The organism is Flavobacterium facile (assembly GCF_036321945.1).
Lineage (GTDB): Bacteria > Bacteroidota > Bacteroidia > Flavobacteriales > Flavobacteriaceae > Flavobacterium > Flavobacterium facile.
Genome location: NZ_JAZAYT010000028.1, coordinates 40,312 through 60,597, shown reverse-complemented (window position 1 = coordinate 60,597; position 20,286 = coordinate 40,312). Strand labels below are relative to the sequence as shown.

The following is a 20,286-nucleotide window of genomic DNA, read 5'->3' as shown; positions in this document are numbered from 1 at the left end:
AAATATTTATTGTTTTTCTAATAGTTCAATTTCAAATAATAGGGTTGCATTTGGAGGTATAGCTCCATAGCCTTGTTCGCCATATCCTAAATGACTTGGGATAATTAGGGCCATTTTGTCTCCAAATTTCATATTTTCTAATCCTTCAATAAATCCTGGAATTAAGCCTTGTTTGTCTCCATATTTAAAAGGAAATGGAGCATAACCATTAGCTTCTTTTCTTGCTAAATCTAAAACGCCGTTTTCTTCAGCTACAGCTTCGTAACTGGTATCAAATAAAGTACCATCTACAAAAAAACCAGCATAGTGTACAAAAACATTTTGTCCAATATTTGCTTTTTTACCTGCTCCTTTTTTAAGAATTTTAAAGGTTAATCCAGATTTTGTTTTCGTTCCTGTTGATTTAATCTCTTCGATTAACGCTACTTTTTTTGCTTTAACTGTTTCAAGTACTTTTTGTAATTCGGCTTGTTTTTCAAAATATTCTTTAAATACTTTTACAGCGTCAAATTTTTTCGCAGCATCTCCAATTCTAACAATTTTAATTTTGTTTATTTGGTCTCCAACCACTATGGTGCTTGCAATATCTAAACCTTCTGTTACTTCTCCAAAAACAGAATGTTTTCCATCTAAATAGGATGTTTGATCCGTTGTGATGAAAAATTGAGAACCATTTGTGTTAGGTCCAGAATTAGCCATAGATAAGATCCCAGCTTTTCCGTGATTTAATTCAGGATGAAATTCATCTTTAAATTTATAACCTGGTCCGCCTTGCCCTGTAGCCATAGGATCTCCACCTTGAATCATAGGTGGATTTGATTCTACTCTGTGAAAAGTTAAACCATCATAAAAATGAACGCCTTTGTAATTTGGACTTACATAATTATTTTTTCCTTCTGCTAGGGTTACGAAATTAGCAACAGTGAATGGAACTTTTTCGAATTCTAATTTTGCGGTTATATTTCCTTTTGATGTTTCAATTAAGGCATATAAACCATCTGACAATTCACCATTTTCTACTTTATTATTGCAAGAAAGCAATATGAAATTTAAAAAAAATAGGGCAATTAAAATCTTTTTCATTTTAAAATTTAATTATTCTGGGGTTACTGTTTTAATATCGTTTAAAGTTACAATACAAATTATAGGTTGATTTGTACCGATTTTTTTGTCATCACCATGATAACCATAAGCAGATTGAGATGGGAAAATAAATTTCACTTTATCACCTATATGCATTAATTTGATACCATTTCTTAAGCCACTCATGATGTTTTGTTTATCAACATGATACGTTTGTGTTTTTAATTCTTCCGCAGAATAAATGCTATTTCCGTATAAATCAGTTACTTCGTAATCAAAACTAACTACGTCGCCTTTAACGGGAAATACATTTGCTGCACTTTTAGTTTTATAGGCATACCAAAAACCTTTTTCTGAAATGTTATAAATATGAGCGGTATCTTTTTTGATGATTTTTGCAATGGCTTCTTTTTCTTGCGTGTTCATTTTTTTGTTTCTATCAATTGATTCTTTCATGAAAGTACCTGAAGAATGTGAGATAGGTTTGCGAGCTTGTTGTTCTGAACATGAAGTTAAGAACGCGCCAATAGCAACAAGCAATATATGTTTATAGATTTTCATCTGCTGTGAAATTTATTTTTTTTCGATTGCTAAAATAGCAATAAATTTAGTTATTGTATCTTCTAAACTATCAAAAGATTTTCCGCCGGCTGCATTTTTATGTCCGCCTCCATTAAAATGGTTTCTTGCAAACTGATTTACATCAAAATTTCCTTGTGAACGGAAAGAAATTTTAACCATGTTTTCTTCTTTTACTTCCGTGAAAAAGGCTGTAAAATCAATGTCTTTTATTGTTAATCCGTAATTCACAATTCCTTCAGTATCTCCTTTTTTTACGTTTAAAGTATTTTGTTCTTCTTGCGAAAGCGTGATGTAACTTGTTTTGTATTCTGGTAAAACTTTTAAATTGGTTAAAGCTTTTCCTAAAATTTGCAATCTGTTATAATCGCCATTATCGTATAAATTGACATGAATTTGCGAATTATTTACCCCTTTATCAATTAAATCCGCTACAATTCGGTGTAAATTCCCTGTAGTTCTTGGGAAACGAAATCCGCCAGAATCAGTAGCAATTCCAGTGTATAAACAAGTTGCTGCGTCTAAATTAATGTATTGACCGATTTCTAATTGTTGAGCAAAATCGTAAACCATTTGACAAGTAGAACTGTATTCAATATCAGAAAACATATATTTAGCGTAACCATCTGGTTTTTCGTGATGGTCAATCATTACGAAAGTCGATTCTAATGTTTTTAAAACACTTTCCATTTGTTCGCCTGCACGATGAAAGGCGTTGAAATCTAACGTGAAAATTAGTTCAGCTTCCTTTAAAGTTTTTATTGCTTCACAAGTATTGGCACCTTCATAAACTAAAGTTGCTTCTTTTGTGCCCGGAATCCATTGTAAATAATCTGGAATTTCATTCGGAACAACTACTGTAATATTGTGATTTAATTGTTTTAAAATATGATATAAACCTAAAGTCGAACCCATTGCATCTCCATCCACATTTCTGTGAGGTATAATGGCGATTTTTTTCGGGTTTGCTAAAAGTTGTTTTAACTCGGTAATTTGAGTTGCGTTTAAATGTGTCATTAATTGAAAAGTTTATAACCTATTATAACAGCCAAAAGTCCTACAAATAGGGAAGCTAACGTGTAAATAATGGCTAAGTTATAATTTTGATTTTGAATGAATTGTATGTTTTCTAAACTAAATGTTGAAAAAGTGGTAAATCCACCACAAAATCCAGTTATCAATAAAAGTTTAAGTGTTTCGTTTTGTAAATTGTTTTTCTGTATATAACCAAAAAGTAAGCCAATTATTAGACAGCCTAAACTATTTGCTATAAATGTTGCCCAAGGAAAATTTGAAGTATTATTTTTAGTAAAGAAATAACTCAATAAATATCTAGCAACGCTACCGAATCCGCCACCTAACAATACTAAAAGCAGGTTTTTAATCATCGTTTTAAACTAAAATGTCCTTTTACGGTTTTCCCGTTGGTTAATTCTAAAACAAACCAATAATCTGATGAGGAGAGTTGGTTTCCGTTAAAAGTTCCGTTCCAGCCGGTTCCTTCTCCATTAATTTGTGTTAACAATTTTCCGTATCTGTCAAAAATATATATATTACTTTTTTCTAAACCTTTTTTCTCTAAGTTTTTAATTTGCCAAGTATCGTTATAATTGTCTCCATTTGGTGTGAAGAACTTTGGATAGCTTAAAGCATAAAATGTTTCGAAAACTATTCCACAATTGTTTTTATCATTCACATAAACTGTATATTCTCCAGAATCTGATAAATTGAAAACAGGATAGTTTTGAAAAGTTATTCCGTCTAATGAATATTCGTAATTTCCATTTCCTGTTACAGAAATTGTTGCTACTAAATCTTCATTAAAATCGGTAACATCAATATTTGTAATTGTTGCAATTTGAGAATTTATAACCGTGAAGGTTTTTGTTTTAGAACAACCATCAGAGTTGGTAATCGTTACGGTGAAAGTTCCAGCATTTGAAACGGTAATAGTTTGCGAAGTTTGTATTGGCGAAGTGTTCCAACTGTAACTTGCATACCCACTTGGTGCGCTAATATTTGTTGGCGTGTTGTTACATATTCCAATTGTTTTATTTGCGAATATTTCAGGAAATATATTTGTTTTTAATGTAATTGGAATATTTCCGTAACAGTTTTGAATATTTGTAATACGTGCATAAATTACTTGTTGAAAAGCAACTGTAGTTGTGAAATTTGAAGGTAATGGAGTTGTTGACGTGGTAGAGTCAAAAAAAGCAACAGTAAAACTTGCAGGTAAATTACTAAAAATTTGTGTTTGAATAGTTGCTAAATCAAATGAAGCCTTTCCGTCAATATCTGTATCACAAACTTTAAAAGTATCTTTTATAATATTTAAATTTGGAGCGTATTCTATTTTAATTGAACCAGTTAAAGTACAGCTTGTAGTAATGTCAATTTCTACAGAGTACGTTCCTGCTGAAGTGACAATATAAGTAGGGCTATTTGTGCCTACAGGATTTCCATTTTTAAACCATTGGTAACCAGTTGCTCCGGTTTGTGTAGCATTTAAAGTTAAGTTTTCTAAACTGCATAGTGGATTTCCAGTAGCAATTAATCTATCCACACCTAAATCTTTTTCAGAAATAAAACTTCCTGCTCTTAAAAATATACCAGAATCGAAACGTCCATTTCCTTCATCTGCAATGACTAGTTTAATGTGATATAAAGTTCCTGGTGTTACTACAGATTGTGCCGTTAAAACTTTAGTTTGCCCGTCATAACTTGTTGGATAGTTACCGGTATTAAAAGTATCAAAATAGGCTTCATTTGCAGAAGGACAAATGGTTCCGCTTCCACGAACTGTGTTAACACGAACTGGAATTGTTGTATTTGGAATTAAAGCTAAATTTTGATACGTAGTGGCAGAAGCTTCTTTCAATAAAAAAGCAAAACCGTCTGTAAAATTGCATTGTCCAGCAGAAGGGCTTAGTAAATATTGTTCTGAAGAAAATATATATTCAAAACTAATATTGGCAGCATTTGGTACGAAATCAAATTCTAAAGTTGTGGCATTAAACGTATTTGATAGTCCTAATGCAGTGTTTAAATCGCCATCACCTGTCCAACCAGTATTGTTTCCATCATCTGAGAAATTGGAATTTGGTCCCACAGCAGAAGTTACTTTACCAGTAGAAAGAATAATTCCTTCTTGAAAGGGAAAAGCCGAACCATTCGCATTAAAATAGCCATAGCTTAATTCACCAGAACCAAAATTTCCGCCACTAGCTGAAAAGTTATTAATTGTAACACAACCACTATTTACAAGTTTTTCAACTAATTCTTGAGGGGTAAAAGTTTCATTTACAGTTATATTTTGTGAAAAACTAACTGAAAATGAAAAACTTAAAAGTATAAATATTATTTTTTTCATAGCATCTGCAAAGATACTATAAATCTCGTTTTTTAAGAATTTTATATGATAAAAACATAAAAATAAATGTCCAAACTAATACCACAATGATATTTGAAAAATGAACTGAATAATCTTTAGTGAAATTTGCTCCCATAGTATTTCCTACAGACTTAATAAAACTTAATCGTGTAAAGGGTTCTATTATTAAATTTGACATGGATTCTAAAGGGAAATATTGTTTTATTGTATCAAAAATTGTTTCATCACTATATTTATATCCAAAAATTTTATGTTTTAAAATTCCAATAAATACATTTTCAAAAATCCACCAAATGAATAAAAATCCTAAGGCAAAAGCAGAACGTTTGATCAATACACCTAAAAATAAACAAAACGAAAAGAATCCTATAAGTTTAACAAAATACGCAGCAAAGTATTCTAAATCAGATGTTATGATGCTAAATTCAGTATAGGATGAAAAATTTAATCCTAAAACTAAACTGGTTATAAATAAAAATAATGTTGAAATGAATGCGAAAAAAATTATGGTGTAAAATTTAGACAGAATAAATTCTTTTTTACTTAAACCATCAATTAAATTTTGTTTTAATGTACCATAACTATATTCATTGGCTATCATGGAAACAATTACTACAGCTAAAAATAATTTTAACCAAGAAGCAAAATAAGTGCTCATATGCCAAATGTATGGGAAATTAAAAATACCACTTTTAGCGGCTTCAAATTTAATTGGACCTAATTCAAATTCAATAGATCCTATTAAAGCAATTAATGTCAATGTTAAAAAATAGGTAATAGTTAAAATTCTACTAGCTCTATTTTGCCATGTTTTTTGTAATTCTATAGAAAGTAATCGTATCATTTTTTTAGTTTAAAAGTTTGTAATGTTTAAAAGTTTAAAAGGCGTCGTGAAATTTTTTTTTTTGACATTGCCCTTGAATTTTGAAATTAAGATTGTTTCGTTAATTCTAAAAATTGTTCTTCTAAACTGTGTTTACGTTTTACCAAATGGGTTAATGTGATATTTTGTTGGAATAAATACGTGTTTAATTCGGCAGGTTCTAAATTATCTTTTAAGTAGACCAATAATTTATTTTCCTCTTTTTCTATTTTTTCAATTTGAGAAAAGTGTTGTAAAGCCGATTTCAATTGCTCTAAATTTTCCGATTCTAATTCGAAGAATCCTTCATTAGCAGTAATTCCATCAACAGTTCCTTGGTACAATGTTATACCATTTCTAATTACAATAACATGCGAACATACTTTTTCTACTTCATCTAATAAGTGAGAAGCTAACAAAATTGTAGTTCCTTGATTGGCAATAATTCGGATTAAATCTCTAATTTGTCTGATTCCTTGCGGATCTAAACCGTTGGTTGGTTCGTCTAAAATTAGAATTTCTGGATCGTTTAATAGGGCAGAAGCGATGGCTAAACGTTGTTTCATACCTAAAGAAAATGTTTTGAATTTGCTGTCTTTTCTTTCTAAAAGACCAACTAATTCAAGTTTTTCAAAAACTTTAGTATAGGGAATATTTTTTATTTTGCAGACCAATTTTAAATTGTCTTCTGCAGTCATGTAGGGATAAAAGTTTGGTCGCTCAATAATTGCGCCTACTTTTTTTAAAGCATCGTGAGTCGAATATTTTCCATCAAACCATTCGAATTCTCCTGAAGTTTTGTTTACAACATTCAAAACAATTCCTAATGTTGTTGATTTTCCAGAACCGTTTGGTCCTAAAATCCCGTAAACATTTCCTTTTTTAATTTCAACTGAAACGTTGTTTACCGCATGAACTTTGCGGTATTTTTTATGTAGATTGGTGATTTTTAATATAGTTTCCAAAGTGATTTCGTATTAAATTTAATAGTAAGACGATGGAAATCAAAACTTGTTACACCAATTAGTTCATAAACTTCGTTTTATTTTTTCGGATGAATTCTACAACCAGATTGACTACATCTTCCTCTTCTTCTGTGAAGAAAATTTCATCTAAATCTTCCCAACCTGAGATGATTTTTTCGTCCATTTTTTCAATTACTTTTTTTCTATCTTCAGTATTTGTAGTGTATTTAACTGTAAATAATTGATAAGCTTTAGTAAGTAACGTAGCTGTTTTAGTCGCATTAATATCTTTATATGCTTGAATGATTTCAGCTGCAAAATCGCCACTTTCATTATTGAAAAAGTAGTGTAAACCACCTTCATTCATTGCCGCTTCAAAAATATCAACATAAACGAAAGTTAATTCAGATTTATTTAAATCCGTTTTTTCTTTTTTATCCCAAATGTGAGTCCCAACGGCTTCAATGATGGCAATATCGTCTTCTGATTTTAATATAGTTTCAATGTTTTGCATGATAGTGGTTTTATTTTTGGCAAAAGTAGCTTATTGGCGACGAATTTTTGAATTTTTCGAATTTTTTTTTAATTTCTAAACATTAATTATTCTCTTAAAATCTTTTCCATTTTTTTGCCTTTGGCTAATTCGTCAACCAATTTATCTAAATAACGAACTTGTTGTACGATTTTATCCTCAATGTCTTCCACACGATAGCCGCAAATTACACCAGTAATTTTAGATGCATTTGGATGTATTTGTGGAGCTTCTGTGAAAAAGGTTTCAAAGTCATTCTTCAAATCAATTTGTTGTTGTAGGGTTTGTTCGTTGTAACCTGTTAGTCAATAAATAATGGTGTTTAATTCTTCTACAGTACGACCTTTTTTTTCTACTTTTTGAATGTATAATGGGTAGACACTTGAAAAAAGTAGTCGATATATTCTGTTGTTGTCCATATTTTAATTGAATTAAACGAATTGCTAATCCAAACAAAGTTATGAAATTTTATTTTTCAATACACAACAAGATGTACGTTCCAAGGTGTTTAGATACTTGTGATTTTTTTTTAAAAATTTTAAAAAGGACACATATTTTGTGACTTTTTTTGATTTTATTTTTTTTAATCACAAAAAACGTGTCCTTTTTTTATTTTATTTTTTTTGACACAAGATTTGTAACATTTTTATTTTTTTAAATTTTTTGTTACACTTTTTGTAACAAATTTTTTATTTTGAAAATTTTGTTACCATTTTTGTAACATTTTTTTGATTTTAATTTTTTTGTTACAAGGTTTTAATTTGTAGATATAAAAAAAGCACGGATGGTTGTCCGTGCTTTCTTGCTTGAATATTTTATGCTGTGCAAAGTCTCCCGACTTTGAACCTTTTATTTTGTGTTTTTATTTTATAGCTCAAAGTCAGAAGACTTTGTGCATCGGGTGTTTGTTTGTTATAGCCCTCTTTAGGTCAGCACGAGCAAGATGCTCACGCTAGCGTGGGACAAACGTTGTGTATAGATTTATTTGGCACGGATTGCAAATCCGCGCTATCGGGGAGAGCTATCGACGGTTATTTTAATTTGACTAGTGGATGATTTAATCCATTTACAACATTTTTGACAATTTCGTATTTGTCAATACTCTCAAAAAGTTGCGTTAGATTTCTGAAACCATATGTTCTAGGGTCAAAACTAGGGTCGATTTTTCTTAAAGATGAACCAACATTAGCAATGTAAGCTTCGTCTTCTTCGTTAATTGAAATTTCAAAGGCTTTATCAATCATATTTAAATAAGATTCAACTTTTACTTTTAAAATTTTAGCTATTGGTTTATTATTGACTTTTTTCTCATCTTTAGATGAAGATTTTACTTTTTTTATGGATTGTTCTTTCCCCGCTTCTTCTGAGATAACAGATAATGTTTTCGGTGTTAGATTTTCACAGAATGTGAAAATTTCACAAGATTGAACAAATGCAATAGGAGTTTTTCTTTGACCTATCCCCATTACAAAAAGACCTTCTTCTCTGATTCGTTTTGCAAGTCCTGTATAATCACTATCACTGGAAACAATACAAAATCCGTCAATATTATTGCTGTGGAGTATGTCCATAGCATCAATTATTAACGAGCTATCTGTTGAATTTTTTCCTGTTGTATAAGAGAATTTTTGAATTGGATTAATTGAATATTGATTTATTAATTCCTTCCAGCTATTCATTTGAGGAATTGTCCAATCTCCATATATTCTTCGAATTGTAGCTTTTCCGTATTTTGAAACTTCTTCAAGAATTTCTTTAATTAATTTTGCTTGAGCATTGTCTCCATCTATTAGAACGGCAATATTAAATTTGTTTGTATCCATTAATGTTTCATTTCTATTTTATAATTACAACTGTAAACTAACACTTCCTAAAATATAAAAATTCCCTACAACTTCTCCTGCAATTCCTTAATCTCATCTCTGAACTTGGCGGCTTGCATGAAGTCTAATTCTTTAGCTGCTTTTTCCATAAGTTTGCGTTTGTCGCGTATTTTCTTTTCAATTTCGGGTTTGCTTAAATATTCGCTTTCGGGTTCAGCGGCTTTGTAGGCTTGGTTTTCGTAATATTGTGTAGAAACAGAATTGGCATTAAACGCGTTTCCTAAACTTTTATTTAAAGATTGCGGTACTTTTCCGTGTAAGGTATTGTAAGCCGTTTGTTTTTCGCGTCGGTAAATGGTTTCGTCAATGGTGTGTTGCATACTTGCCGTAATTTTATCGGCATACATAATAGCTTTTCCATTGATGTTTCTTGCCGCTCTACCAACTGTTTGTGTTAAAGAACGTTTACTACGCAAAAATCCTTCTTTGTCGGCATCCAAAATGGCTACTAGCGACACTTCGGGTAAATCTAAACCTTCACGTAATAAGTTGACACCAATTAACACATCAAAAACACCTTTACGTAAATCTTGCATGATTTCCACACGCTCCAAAGTATCTACATCCGAGTGAATATAACGACAACGGATAGAAACTTTGGTTAAGTATTTTGATAGTTCTTCCGCCATACGTTTGGTTAACGTCGTAACTAAAACACGTTCGTCGGCTTCGCAACGCAATTGGATTTCTTCAATTAAATCGTCAATTTGATTCGCACTTGGACGAATTTCTATAATTGGGTCTAGAAGTCCAGTTGGACGAATAATTTGCTCCACAAAAATTCCTTCCGATTTTTGCATTTCATAATCGGCTGGCGTTGCTGAAACATAAACCACCTGATTTTGCAAGGCTTCAAACTCTTCAAATTTTAAAGGTCGGTTGTCCATAGCAGCTGGTAATCGGAAACCGTATTCTACTAGATTTTCTTTTCTACTTCTGTCGCCTCCATACATTGCATGAACTTGCGAAATGGTTACGTGACTTTCATCGACAACCATTAAATAATCGTCTGGAAAATAATCTAATAAACAGAAAGGTCGCGTTCCAGGTTCACGACCATCAAGGTAACGGGAATAATTTTCAATTCCAGAACAATAGCCTAATTCACGAATCATTTCTAAGTCGAAATTAGTACGTTCTTCTAGTCGTTTGGCTTCTAAATGTTTTCCAATTTCTCGGAAATATTCCACTTGTTTCACCATGTCTTGTTGAATTTCCCAAATGGCTTTTTGTAGTACATCTTGAGAAGTCACAAACATATTCGCTGGATAAATGCTTAGCTTTTCGTATTTTTCTAACACTTGAGAAGTTCGGGCATCGAAAGCTTCAATTTCTTCAATTTTATCTCCGAAAAAGTGAATTCGGAACGGTTCATCGCCATAACTTGGGAAAATTTCCACGGTGTCGCCTTTGATTCTAAAGGTTCCTGGTGTGAATTCCATTTCTGTTCTGGCATATAAACTTTGTACTAAAAGATGTAATAATTTGGTTCGAGAAATGGCTTGACCGCTTTCGATATTAATTACATTTTTCTGAAATTCTACTGGATTTCCAATTCCATATAAACACGAAACGGAGGAAATCACAATGATATCTCTACGACCTGAAAGTAGGGCAGAAGTCGTACTTAAACGAAGTTTTTCTAATTCTTCGTTAATAGATAAATCTTTTTCTATATAAGTTCCAGTAACTGGAATAAAGGCTTCTGGTTGGTAATAATCGTAATAGGAAACAAAATATTGTACGGAATTATTCGGAAAAAATTGCTTGAATTCCGAATACAATTGCGCCGCTAAGGTTTTGTTATGTGCTAAAACTAAGGTTGGTTTTTGAACTTCTTGAACCACATTCGCAACAGTAAATGTTTTTCCTGAACCCGTAACTCCTAATAAAGTTTGGTATTTTTCGCCCGCGAGAATTCCTGCAGCTAATTTTTTAATTGCTTGAGGTTGATCGCCGGTTGGCTTATAATCGGATACTACTTGGAATTTCATTTATGTGTAGAAATGTTTGAAACGCGAAGTTAGTAAAACCCTTTCAGGTAACAAACGTTGTGGTGAGTTTTTACCGCAAAGCGCACAAGGATTTACGCAAAGTTCGCAAAGTTTTTTATTGTTCGGCAATTCCCGTAAAAAAAGGGGAAATTAAAAGCTATGAATATAACCCAAAGCCAATTCACTATAATCTGCTTGTCCTAAAACAGAAACAATGTGACCACCTAAATAGATATTATTTTTTGGTGCTTTGTTCGTATTGAAAAGGTAATATTTTAAACCTAATTTTCCTGAAACAAAACGTTTTAAGGTGTATTCCGTTCCTTCAGCTTTTCCGTTTTCATAAAGCCCAGTTTGTTTGTTTATTAAAGTGGCGTTTAACCTGTATTCGGTTTCAAAAAATGGTCGGTATAAAGTTAAACCCAATTCTGTTTCAATGGAAACGTGTTGCATTAAGAATTCGTAATTTAAAGCGATTCCCATACTACTTGAATTTAGAAATGGATTTTTTTGAAGTTCTGGATATTCTTCAGAAACTAAGTTGTTGCCTTCTTTGATATATTTATAGTTATTGGTATATTGTCTCATGTAAACACCTATACCCACTTTATGTATTTTGTTATATATTTTTCCATACATGAAATCGAATGAATACACATTTCTTCTAAAATTATAAAAGCGATATAAAGCATGTTCTCCAATTCCGGTTTGCAGGGAAAAGAAAGATTGCTTACTTTTTTTAATGTCTTTATTAGAAATTACTTTTTCAGTTGAAATTGTGTTTTTATTCAAACCGTTATAAGTAATGTTTAAACCAAGTGCGAGTGTATTGATTCCGTTATTTGGCCATTGAATATGACCGTTTGAGTAATGTAAGTAATTTAAATTTATTCTAGAATCTAATTGCGAATTTGCCCAAATTGTATAATATAATCCCATTCGGAAGGCATAAGTGAAATCGGTGGAAATGGCTTTGTTTTGCCAATTTTCAACAAAATCGTATTTTTTGGTATGGTAAGCAACACCAAGTCCGGCAAGAAATTTTAACTTTTCATTTTTTAAAATGATTGGCTTTTCAATGTAAGGAAGCAGTGAAATGCTATGTCCGATTTTTTCCACATTTCCATGATTGCTCACTTGAAGAATAAAACCAGTATATGGATTTCGTAATTGTTTGACCCAATTTAAAGAATCGTTATGTTGAATTCCGTAACCAAAACCAAAAGTTTGACTCGCTTTTAAATCGATAAAAGTATTATCTGCTGATGAAGTTTCACCGATTGAATATTCGGCGAAAAGTTGTTTTTTTTGAGCGAAAACACTTGTAATTCCCAATAAGAAAAAGAAGAAAATTTTATTCATTTTGGGACTTAATTGTTTGAACTGCTTTTGATTTTCCATTCCTCGATTTTTGATTTAACATCTTGATGAGAAATGATATTACTGTTTTTTATATCTTCTTCTGCTTTTAAAATATCTGAATTATATTCTTCAGCTAATTCTAACATATTCATGATTTTGGAGTTTTATCGAAATTACAATTTTTCTGCTAAATACTTACCTGTCAACGATTTTTTATTTTTTGCGACTTCTTCCGGCGTTCCGAAAGCGACTAATTGTCCGCCATTTTCTCCACCTTCTGGACCAATGTCAATAATATAATCGGCACATTTTATTAATTCTAAATTGTGTTCAATTACGATGATAGAATGCCCTTTTTCAATTAAGGCTTCGAATGATTTTAATAATTTTTTTATGTCGTGAAAATGCAATCCTGTGGTAGGTTCATCAAAAACGAACAACATTTTTTCTTTTGTCGCACCTTTAACTAAAAATGAAGCCAATTTAATACGTTGTGCTTCACCACCTGAAAGTGTTGAAGACGATTGTCCTAACTGAACATATCCTAAACCAACATCTTTTAGCGGTTGTAATTTTTGTGTGATTTTTGCTTGACCATTTGTTTCGAAGAAAGTTACTGCTTCATCGATGGTCATTTTTAATAAATCGTCGATGTTTTTGCCTTCGAAATTGACTTCTAACACTTCTTTTTTGAAGCGTTTTCCGTTACAGGTTTCGCATTCTAAATGCACATCGGCCATAAATTGCATTTCAATCGTAACTTCTCCATCACCTTTACAGGTTTCGCATCGACCGCCATCAACGTTGAATGAGAAATGTTTTGCTTGATAATTTCTTAATTTGGATGTGGTTTGTTTGGCGTATAATTCTCTAATATCGTCATACGCTTTGATATACGTAACAGGATTCGAACGTGAACTTCTTCCAATTGGATTTTGATCTACGTATTCGATGTTTTTAATGTGCGAAAAACTTCCCTCTAAATCAGTAAATTGTCCAGCTTTTTCTCCTAAACCAGTTAGCTTTTTTTGCATGGCTGGAAACAAAATTTTCTTCACCAACGTACTTTTTCCACTTCCAGAAACTCCTGTAATTACGGTTAAGCAATCTAAAGGAAACGTGACATTTATGTTTTTTAAATTGTTTTCACGAGCGCCAATCACATCAATATGATTTTTGAATTTTCTTCTTGTTTTTGGAACTGATATTTCTGCTGTTCCATTCAAATATTGCGCAGTTAACGAATCCGATTTTAGAATTTCTTCATAGGTTCCCTGTGCGACTAAATGGCCACCCAAAGTTCCAGCTTCAGGTCCGATATCTATAATCATATCGGCAGCTTTCATGATGTCTTCGTCGTGTTCTACGATGATAACGGTGTTGCCTAATTTCTTTAAATTCAGTAAAACTTCGATTAATTTTTCAGTGTCTTTTGGATGTAATCCGATACTTGGTTCATCTAAAATATACATGGAACCTACTAATGAACTTCCTAATGAAGTCGCCAAGTTAATACGTTGTGATTCGCCACCAGAAAGTGTAGCTGATTGTCGGTTTAAACTCAAATAATTCAATCCAACATTATCTAAAAAGTCTAATCTATTTTTAATTTCTAATAACAAACGTTTGGCAACTTTTAAATCATATTCTGATAATTCAATCGTATTAAAAAACGGAATTAACTTAATAATTGGTAAATCGACTAAGTCAGAAATGGTTTTTCCAGCGACTTTTATATTGTTGGTTTCTGGACGTAAACGTTTTCCATTACACGTATGACATTTTGTTTTTCCTCTGTAACGAGAAAGCATCACACGATTTTGTATTTTATAATTATTCGATTCTAAATCGGTAAAAAAGTCGTTTAAACCAGTGAAATATTTATTTCCTGTCCAAATTAGAGCTTTTTGCTCGTCCGATAATTCGAAATATGGTTTATGAATTGGGAAATCAAAATGATGTGAATTGTTTACCAATTGATCACGATACCAACCCATGCTTTCGCCACGCCAAGGAAAAATTGCATTTTCATAAACAGAAAGTGCGGTGTTGGGTACGACTAATTCGACATCAATTCCAATTACACTTCCGTAGCCTTCGCAAGTTGGACAAGCGCCGTATGGATTGTTGAAACTAAATAAATGTATATTTGGCTCTAAGAAATCTAATCCATCTAATTGGAAATTAGAATTAAATATTGAGCGGTGCGAATTGTCTGGTTCTTGTAAATATAATTCGCCTTTTCCTTCATAAAATGCAATTTGTAAGGCATCGGCAATTCGGTTTAAGAATTCTTCATCTTCTTTGACAACAATACGGTCAATGACTAACAAAATTTCTTTGTCGGACATGGTGTTTTCGTCAATCATTTCTAAAGTGGAAACAAAATCGTCCAAACGAACTGTTTGATTATCGACTAAAACACGAGCGAAACCTTGCTGTAATAAAACTTTTAGTTTATCATGTAATTTTCTACCTTCTTCTAAATGAATAGGAGCCAATAATAACCATTTCGAATCTAATTCTAAAGATTGAATGTGTTTGACCACATCTGAAACCGTATTTTTTTTAACTTCTTCGCCAGAAATTGGAGAATAGGTTCTACCAATTCGGGCATATAATAATTTTAAATAATCGTAAATTTCTGTTGAGGTTCCAACTGTTGAACGTGCATTTGTAGTGTTTACTTTTTGTTCAATGGCTATTGCTGGAGCTATTCCTTTAATGTATTCTACTTTTGGTTTGTCTAATTTTCCTAAGAATTGACGGGCGTAAGAAGATAAACTCTCGACATAACGACGTTGTCCTTCAGCATATAAAGTGTCAAAGGCTAAACTTGATTTTCCAGAACCAGAAAGTCCAGTAATCACAACCATTTGATTTCTCGGAATGGCCACATCTATATTTTTTAAGTTGTGCAATTGTGCACCTTTAATTAATATAAATTTTTTAGGTTCTAGTGTTGTAATGTCTTTTGGTATCATACAAAAAATCGAATTTTTGCAAAGATACAAATAATAACTACCATTTTTTGAATTAACAAAACCCAAATTCAATAAAAATGAATCCCATTTAATTTGGATTTATTGTGTAAAAAGTGTTAAAATTTTAGAATAAATTTGTAATTATGAAATATTTAACATTATATTTGTTCTTACTAATCTCAAAAACCAATTTGCGTATAACATAAAAATACTCTTTTTTAGAAACGAAAGTCCCAATAATCTAAAAGGTATAATTATGGCAAATAAGGTACAAACTCCAGATGCAATTTTATTACATGACTACATAAGTGGTGATGAATTAGCGCTTCAGATTTTAATTGATAGACATCAATCTAAAATTTACGGATTTATTTATTCCAAAATTCCGGATCGTTCCGTTTGTGATGATATTTTTCAAGATACTTTCATTAAAGTTATCAAAACTTTAAGAACAAAAGGCTATAATGAAGAAGGTAAATTTTTGCCTTGGGTGATGCGTATTGCTTCTAATTTAGTGATTGATTATTTTCGTCACAACAAAAAAATGCCTTTTCAGAGAGAAACGGACGAATATAGTATTTTTAATTTCATGACCGATTCAACATTGTCTATTGAAAATCAATTAATTGAAGAGCAAGTAGAATTAGATGTTAGAAAATTAGTGGAACAATTACCAGAAGACCAAAGAGAAGTAATAAAAATGCGCTTTTACGAAGATTTAAGCTTTAAAGAAATTTCTGAAATAACAGGAGTTAGTATTAATACGGCGTTGGGAAGAATGCGATATGCGGTTATCAATTTGAGAAAGATTATTGAAAAAAACAGCATTATTTTGACAAATTAAATAATGTAACACAATAATAGAGAAGTTTTTACGTTTTAGTTTAATAAACAATTAAATTAATAGATGGCAAAACTCTACTCTAAAAAAAGAAAATCAATTGAAGAAATGAAACCCAGTAAAAAAACAGTTAGTTTTATTTTGAGTTATTCGCAGGCAATGAAAATAGTAAAAGTTGGGAATCTGACTTTTGAAAACATTGTAAATTGATAAAAATGCTTCGGAATGATTTCGAAGCATTTTTTATTTTGTATCTTTTTTGTTTGCCACGAATTCACGAATTATTTGTTTTGGGAATAAATATTAAATCGACTTTGTCGATAAATAATTCGAATTAGTTATTGCTTTTATTTTTTAATTCGATAATTCGTGGCAAAAAAAACTTTATTTCGAGATGTTTTTTTTATCGTATTCTTTCAGAACCGATTTTCTTCCAATCGTTTTGGTGATAATGTCTTTTTCTAAATCCCAACCACGTGCTGGAGAATATTCTCTTCCATACCAAATGATTTGTAAGTGTAAATCGTTCCAAGTTTCTTCTGGGAAAATATTTTTAGCATCTTTCTCTGTTTCTACTACATTTTTTCCTGAAGTTAAATTCCATCGATACATTAATCTGTGAATGTGTGTATCGACAGGAAATGCTGGAACACCAAAAGCCTGACTCATCACCACACTCGCCGTTTTATGTCCGACAGCAGGAAAACTTTCTAATGCTTCAAAACTTTGTGGTACTTCGCCATTGTATTTGTCAATTAAAATATGAGACAAACCGTGGATTCCTTTGGATTTCATGGGTGATAAACCACATGGGCGAATGATTTCTTTAATTTCTTCCACACTCATTTTAATCATATCGTACGGATTATCTGCTTTTGCAAATAAAAGTGGTGTAATTTGATTGACGCGAACATCTGTGCATTGTGCCGAAAGTAAAACCGCAATCAATAAAGTATAAGGGTCTTTATGATCTAAAGGAATGGGAATTTCAGGATATAATTCGTTTAACGTATTTATAACAAATGTTGCACGTTCTTTTTTAGTCATTTTAGTATATTTGAATATAATTTCACTTCAAAAATAACTTGAAACTTGAAACAAAAAAAACTTTAAACCAAAAATATAATATGACACATTTAAAAATAGGAGATAAAGCCCCAAATTTTTCAGGAACAGATCAAAACGGAAAAGCTCATTCATTAGCAGATTATAAAGGAAAGAAGTTGGTTGTGTTTTTTTATCCAAAAGCAAATACGCCAGGATGTACAGCTGAAGCATGTGATTTAAGAGATAATTACGAGCGTTTTCAAGCGAATAATTATGAATTGCTAGGCGTAAGTGCTGATAGTGCTAAAGCACAAAAAAAGTTTGAAGAAAAATACAGTTTTCCTTTTGCTTTATTAGCGGATGAAGATAAATCTGTGATTGAAGCTTTCGGTGTTTGGGGACCAAAAAAATTCATGGGAAAAGAATATGATGGTATACACAGAACCACTTTCGTAATTGATGAAAACGGAGTTATTACTGATGTAATTGATAAAGTAAAAACAAAAGAACACGCGAGTCAGATTTTGTAAAAAAAATATAACCCTAAAAAATTAAAGCTTTTTTAGGGTTATTGAATTTTAATAATTTCCATTTGCGCCACCACCACTAAATCCGCCACCGCCAAATTCCATATCACTTTGTGGTATTTCGCTTTGAGAAGAACTAGTTTGAGAATTGATTATTAGAGCTTGAGCATTTAGAAAAATACTTTTTTCGGAATTTCTGTCTTCTTGAAAAGTAATTCCAGTTTCTTTGTTTTTTAAAAATCGTATTGTAAAATAAGAAAGTAAGAATAGAATAATTCCTCCAATTGTTAAAGCAATTTCAATCGGTAAAATAGAATAATAATATCTTATTGTAAAAATAGAAAACACAAGAGTTAAAATACTGATATAAAATAATATTCGATCTTTGTTTTTTAAAGCGAAATAAAAATATAAAACAGGTATTAAAAAAGTTAAAATGTAAAAGACAAAAGCAAACGGAATATCATTATTTTTAGTAACAACAATATGTAAAAGTTCTTGAGATAGTTCTCTTACTACCAAATAGTTTAATGAAAAATAAGCTAATAAATAACTGAATATTTCTACTATTTGTATGGCGTTTTTGTAAATATAAAATTCTGAATTTTTACTTAGTTTTTTACAAATTAAAAACAAAAGAGCAGCTATTAGTAATCCGAAAAACGGTAAATATAACGCATCAATTATTTTATATTCTACAACAGAATAAAACACCGTTAAAACGATACCAATACAAGAAGAAAGAGCAGAAATGGTATGTATGTATCTTATTGCGCAAGCTATTCCAATGAAAATCATTGTAATAAATGAGTACAAAAACGTTTCGGTATTAATGCCAATTGCGACACAAATTGAGATTTGTAAACCTAAAATAAAAGCATCTTCTAAACCGTGTCGAAAATAAGTTTGTTTGGTTATTATTTCTGCACCAACACTCCCAATTATAAAATATATAAATGGAATAATTTTATAGTTACTTTCAAAAGCTGACATTAAAAAAAATGAAATTGAGCCTAATATGGATGAGTATAATAAACAGCCAAGCAAGAAAAAAGCAAGTCGAATAAACCCATTTTCTGAAGTTTTAAAAGCATCTAATTGATTTGAAATATTTTTTTGTTTTTCTTTTGAGATAAATTTAGTGTTTAACAACAATTTTGCTTCTTGGCTTAATAAGTTGTTTTCTAAATCGGATTTATTGTAAGCTATCATTTTTTTCTTTGTTAAAGGCGATTACTAATTTGAAGAACATCATTATTGAACCTATAAAATAAAAAGGAATTAGTATGAAAAATAAACTTAAAAATTCTGAAAAATCAATTTGATCAAATAGTCTAAATAAGATAAAATTAAAAGCAATGTAACTATAAACTACGCAAAATATAAAAATTGAAATTGCCATTTGTTTTTTACTCAAAAGATAAAAATAATAGGTAAAGCCAACTAAAAACGGTACAATAACGAACCATATGTTGGTTAATAATCCAGAAAGGATGCAAATACCAATTAAATGTAAAGCAAATGTTATAAACACAAATTCGAAATGTTTTTTCAAGTTATGTTGCTCGCAATACTTATTCCAAAGAAGTATAATAATTCCTAAAGCTAAACCAGAAAATGTTAAATATAAATTATTGTAAATTTCATTTACAAATAATGTTTTAGGAGTTAAAGTGATTCCGATAAAAGAGGTAAGAGCTGTCAATGCAATGGATAAGACGGTTTTGTTGTCGAAATAATAAGCAATACAAAAACAAAAAAATGCTGAAATTAAGGAAACAAATTTATAATCGCTACCAAATATTGCATATTGAAATTGTATATATCCAATAAATATAGTGGCTAAAATACTTCCTAAAAGTACAATATAATCATATAAAGGATTATCAAATAGCACTTCATTTTTATTCCAAGGTTTTACTTTTTTATAACTAAAATAAAAACAAATAATTATGATAATAAAGTTAATTGCCAGAATTGCCAGGTGTCCAATACTATCAATATTTTTATATATTAAAATCCCAATACCAGAAGTGAATAGAAGTATTGAAATGTATAAAAAAGACAATAGTTCATTGTGTAATGAAAAAATGCCTTGTTTTCTATAACTTACAATTTCTTTATGTTCTTCATCTGAAATTAGATTATTTTCTGCTAATTTTTTCGATAAAAATTCGTTTATGTTTATCATTTGTATTTTGAAGTTTATCAAATATAAAATATTTGAACGTAT

At 30.8% G+C, this 20,286-nt stretch carries 18 protein-coding genes and 1 pseudogene; 2 read left to right on the top strand and 17 right to left on the bottom strand.

Annotated features, from left to right (window positions below; genetic code table 11):
- Nucleotides 1-6: 6 nt before the first annotated feature.
- The 14 genes and pseudogenes from UEQ13_RS03060 to uvrA form a co-directional block, all read right to left on the bottom strand.
- On the bottom strand, nt 7-1,083 hold the full coding sequence (locus UEQ13_RS03060; protein ID WP_329804934.1) for a peptidylprolyl isomerase: 1,077 nt from the start codon (nt 1,081-1,083) through the stop codon (nt 7-9).
- A gap of 12 nt (nt 1,084-1,095) precedes the next feature.
- The gene (gene gldI, locus UEQ13_RS03055; protein ID WP_329804933.1) at nt 1,096-1,644 is read right to left on the bottom strand and encodes a gliding motility-associated peptidyl-prolyl isomerase GldI; all 549 of its coding nucleotides are present in this window, start codon (nt 1,642-1,644) and stop codon (nt 1,096-1,098) included.
- A gap of 12 nt (nt 1,645-1,656) precedes the next feature.
- Nucleotides 1,657-2,679 (bottom strand): DHH family phosphoesterase, encoded by a 1,023-nt coding sequence (locus UEQ13_RS03050; RefSeq protein WP_329804932.1) that lies wholly within the window; start codon nt 2,677-2,679, stop codon nt 1,657-1,659.
- Entirely contained in the window at nt 2,679-3,050 is a 372-nt protein-coding gene (gene crcB / locus UEQ13_RS03045; RefSeq protein ID WP_329804931.1) for a fluoride efflux transporter CrcB, read from the bottom strand. Before crcB ends, UEQ13_RS03050 begins: the two co-directional genes overlap by 1 nt.
- Nucleotides 3,047-5,035 carry a T9SS type B sorting domain-containing protein gene (locus UEQ13_RS03040; RefSeq protein WP_329804930.1) on the bottom strand — a complete coding sequence of 663 codons (1,989 nt, stop codon included), beginning with the start codon at nt 5,033-5,035 and terminating at the stop codon, nt 3,047-3,049. The genes crcB and UEQ13_RS03040 overlap by 4 nt, the downstream gene beginning before the upstream one ends.
- 16 nt (nt 5,036-5,051) lie before the next feature.
- Complete coding sequence (locus tag UEQ13_RS03035; RefSeq protein WP_329804929.1) at nt 5,052-5,900, bottom strand: ABC transporter permease; 849 nt, start codon at nt 5,898-5,900, stop codon at nt 5,052-5,054.
- Nucleotides 5,901-5,986: 86 nt separating this feature from the next.
- Entirely contained in the window at nt 5,987-6,883 is an 897-nt protein-coding gene (locus UEQ13_RS03030) for an ABC transporter ATP-binding protein (protein ID WP_329804928.1), read from the bottom strand.
- 58 nt (nt 6,884-6,941) lie between these two features.
- A complete protein-coding gene (locus tag UEQ13_RS03025; RefSeq protein ID WP_329804927.1) occupies nt 6,942-7,397 on the bottom strand; it encodes a DMP19 family protein in 456 nt (151 codons plus the stop codon).
- Between the two features lie 86 nt (nt 7,398-7,483).
- Nucleotides 7,484-7,834 (bottom strand): annotated as a pseudogene (locus UEQ13_RS03020) (DUF2200 domain-containing protein).
- A 612-nt stretch (nt 7,835-8,446) separates the two neighbouring features.
- Complete coding sequence (locus UEQ13_RS03015) at nt 8,447-9,238, bottom strand: NYN domain-containing protein (RefSeq protein ID WP_329804926.1); 792 nt, start codon at nt 9,236-9,238, stop codon at nt 8,447-8,449.
- A gap of 65 nt (nt 9,239-9,303) precedes the next feature.
- Nucleotides 9,304-11,292 carry an excinuclease ABC subunit UvrB gene (uvrB, locus tag UEQ13_RS03010; RefSeq protein ID WP_329804925.1) on the bottom strand — a complete coding sequence of 663 codons (1,989 nt, stop codon included), beginning with the start codon at nt 11,290-11,292 and terminating at the stop codon, nt 9,304-9,306.
- A 150-nt stretch (nt 11,293-11,442) separates the two neighbouring features.
- On the bottom strand, nt 11,443-12,654 hold the full coding sequence (locus UEQ13_RS03005) for an acyloxyacyl hydrolase (RefSeq protein ID WP_329804923.1): 1,212 nt from the start codon (nt 12,652-12,654) through the stop codon (nt 11,443-11,445).
- A gap of 8 nt (nt 12,655-12,662) precedes the next feature.
- Nucleotides 12,663-12,806 carry a hypothetical protein gene (locus UEQ13_RS03000; protein ID WP_329804922.1) on the bottom strand — a complete coding sequence of 48 codons (144 nt, stop codon included), beginning with the start codon at nt 12,804-12,806 and terminating at the stop codon, nt 12,663-12,665.
- 21 nt (nt 12,807-12,827) lie between these two features.
- Complete coding sequence (gene uvrA, locus UEQ13_RS02995) at nt 12,828-15,638, bottom strand: excinuclease ABC subunit UvrA (protein ID WP_329804921.1); 2,811 nt, start codon at nt 15,636-15,638, stop codon at nt 12,828-12,830.
- Nucleotides 15,639-15,894: 256 nt separating this feature from the next.
- Between uvrA and UEQ13_RS02990 the strand changes: the two genes are divergently transcribed.
- Nucleotides 15,895-16,482, top strand: coding sequence for an RNA polymerase sigma factor (locus UEQ13_RS02990; protein ID WP_329804920.1), 588 nt, complete (start codon nt 15,895-15,897; stop codon nt 16,480-16,482).
- A 381-nt stretch (nt 16,483-16,863) separates the two neighbouring features.
- On the opposite strand, the gene UEQ13_RS02985 is transcribed toward UEQ13_RS02990, so the two are convergent.
- A complete protein-coding gene (locus tag UEQ13_RS02985) occupies nt 16,864-17,526 on the bottom strand; it encodes an endonuclease III domain-containing protein (protein WP_329804919.1) in 663 nt (220 codons plus the stop codon).
- An 80-nt stretch (nt 17,527-17,606) separates the two neighbouring features.
- On the opposite strand from UEQ13_RS02985, the gene bcp reads away from it, so the two are divergent.
- Nucleotides 17,607-18,056 carry a thioredoxin-dependent thiol peroxidase gene (bcp, locus tag UEQ13_RS02980; RefSeq protein ID WP_329804918.1) on the top strand — a complete coding sequence of 150 codons (450 nt, stop codon included), beginning with the start codon at nt 17,607-17,609 and terminating at the stop codon, nt 18,054-18,056.
- A gap of 48 nt (nt 18,057-18,104) precedes the next feature.
- Here bcp and UEQ13_RS02975 read toward each other — a convergent pair whose 3' ends face one another.
- Together UEQ13_RS02975 and UEQ13_RS02970 are read right to left on the bottom strand one after the other, a co-directional pair.
- Nucleotides 18,105-19,265 carry a hypothetical protein gene (locus UEQ13_RS02975; protein WP_329804917.1) on the bottom strand — a complete coding sequence of 387 codons (1,161 nt, stop codon included), beginning with the start codon at nt 19,263-19,265 and terminating at the stop codon, nt 18,105-18,107.
- Nucleotides 19,249-20,244 carry a DUF2157 domain-containing protein gene (locus UEQ13_RS02970; protein WP_329804916.1) on the bottom strand — a complete coding sequence of 332 codons (996 nt, stop codon included), beginning with the start codon at nt 20,242-20,244 and terminating at the stop codon, nt 19,249-19,251. The genes UEQ13_RS02975 and UEQ13_RS02970 overlap by 17 nt, the downstream gene beginning before the upstream one ends.
- Between the last annotated feature and the right edge of the window lie 42 nt (nt 20,245-20,286).

Bases quoted from the DNA above. Each gene is read 5' to 3' on its own strand.
- UEQ13_RS03060 (WP_329804934.1), bottom strand. From the start codon at position 1,083: ATGAAAAAGATTTTAATTGCCCTATTTTTTTTAAATTTCATATTGCTT.
- gldI (WP_329804933.1), bottom strand. From the start codon at position 1,644: ATGAAAATCTATAAACATATATTGCTTGTTGCTATTGGCGCGTTCTTA.
- UEQ13_RS03050 (WP_329804932.1), bottom strand. From the start codon at position 2,679: ATGACACATTTAAACGCAACTCAAATTACCGAGTTAAAACAACTTTTA.
- crcB (WP_329804931.1), bottom strand. From the start codon at position 3,050: ATGATTAAAAACCTGCTTTTAGTATTGTTAGGTGGCGGATTCGGTAGC.
- UEQ13_RS03040 (WP_329804930.1), bottom strand. From the start codon at position 5,035: ATGAAAAAAATAATATTTATACTTTTAAGTTTTTCATTTTCAGTTAGT.
- UEQ13_RS03035 (WP_329804929.1), bottom strand. From the start codon at position 5,900: ATGATACGATTACTTTCTATAGAATTACAAAAAACATGGCAAAATAGA.
- UEQ13_RS03025 (WP_329804927.1), bottom strand. From the start codon at position 7,397: ATGCAAAACATTGAAACTATATTAAAATCAGAAGACGATATTGCCATC.
- UEQ13_RS03015 (WP_329804926.1), bottom strand. From the start codon at position 9,238: ATGGATACAAACAAATTTAATATTGCCGTTCTAATAGATGGAGACAAT.
- uvrB (WP_329804925.1), bottom strand. From the start codon at position 11,292: ATGAAATTCCAAGTAGTATCCGATTATAAGCCAACCGGCGATCAACCT.
- UEQ13_RS03005 (WP_329804923.1), bottom strand. From the start codon at position 12,654: ATGAATAAAATTTTCTTCTTTTTCTTATTGGGAATTACAAGTGTTTTC.
- UEQ13_RS03000 (WP_329804922.1), bottom strand. From the start codon at position 12,806: ATGAATATGTTAGAATTAGCTGAAGAATATAATTCAGATATTTTAAAA.
- uvrA (WP_329804921.1), bottom strand. From the start codon at position 15,638: ATGATACCAAAAGACATTACAACACTAGAACCTAAAAAATTTATATTA.
- UEQ13_RS02990 (WP_329804920.1), top strand. From the start codon at position 15,895: ATGGCAAATAAGGTACAAACTCCAGATGCAATTTTATTACATGACTAC.
- UEQ13_RS02985 (WP_329804919.1), bottom strand. From the start codon at position 17,526: ATGACTAAAAAAGAACGTGCAACATTTGTTATAAATACGTTAAACGAA.
- bcp (WP_329804918.1), top strand. From the start codon at position 17,607: ATGACACATTTAAAAATAGGAGATAAAGCCCCAAATTTTTCAGGAACA.
- UEQ13_RS02975 (WP_329804917.1), bottom strand. From the start codon at position 19,265: ATGATAGCTTACAATAAATCCGATTTAGAAAACAACTTATTAAGCCAA.
- UEQ13_RS02970 (WP_329804916.1), bottom strand. From the start codon at position 20,244: ATGATAAACATAAACGAATTTTTATCGAAAAAATTAGCAGAAAATAAT.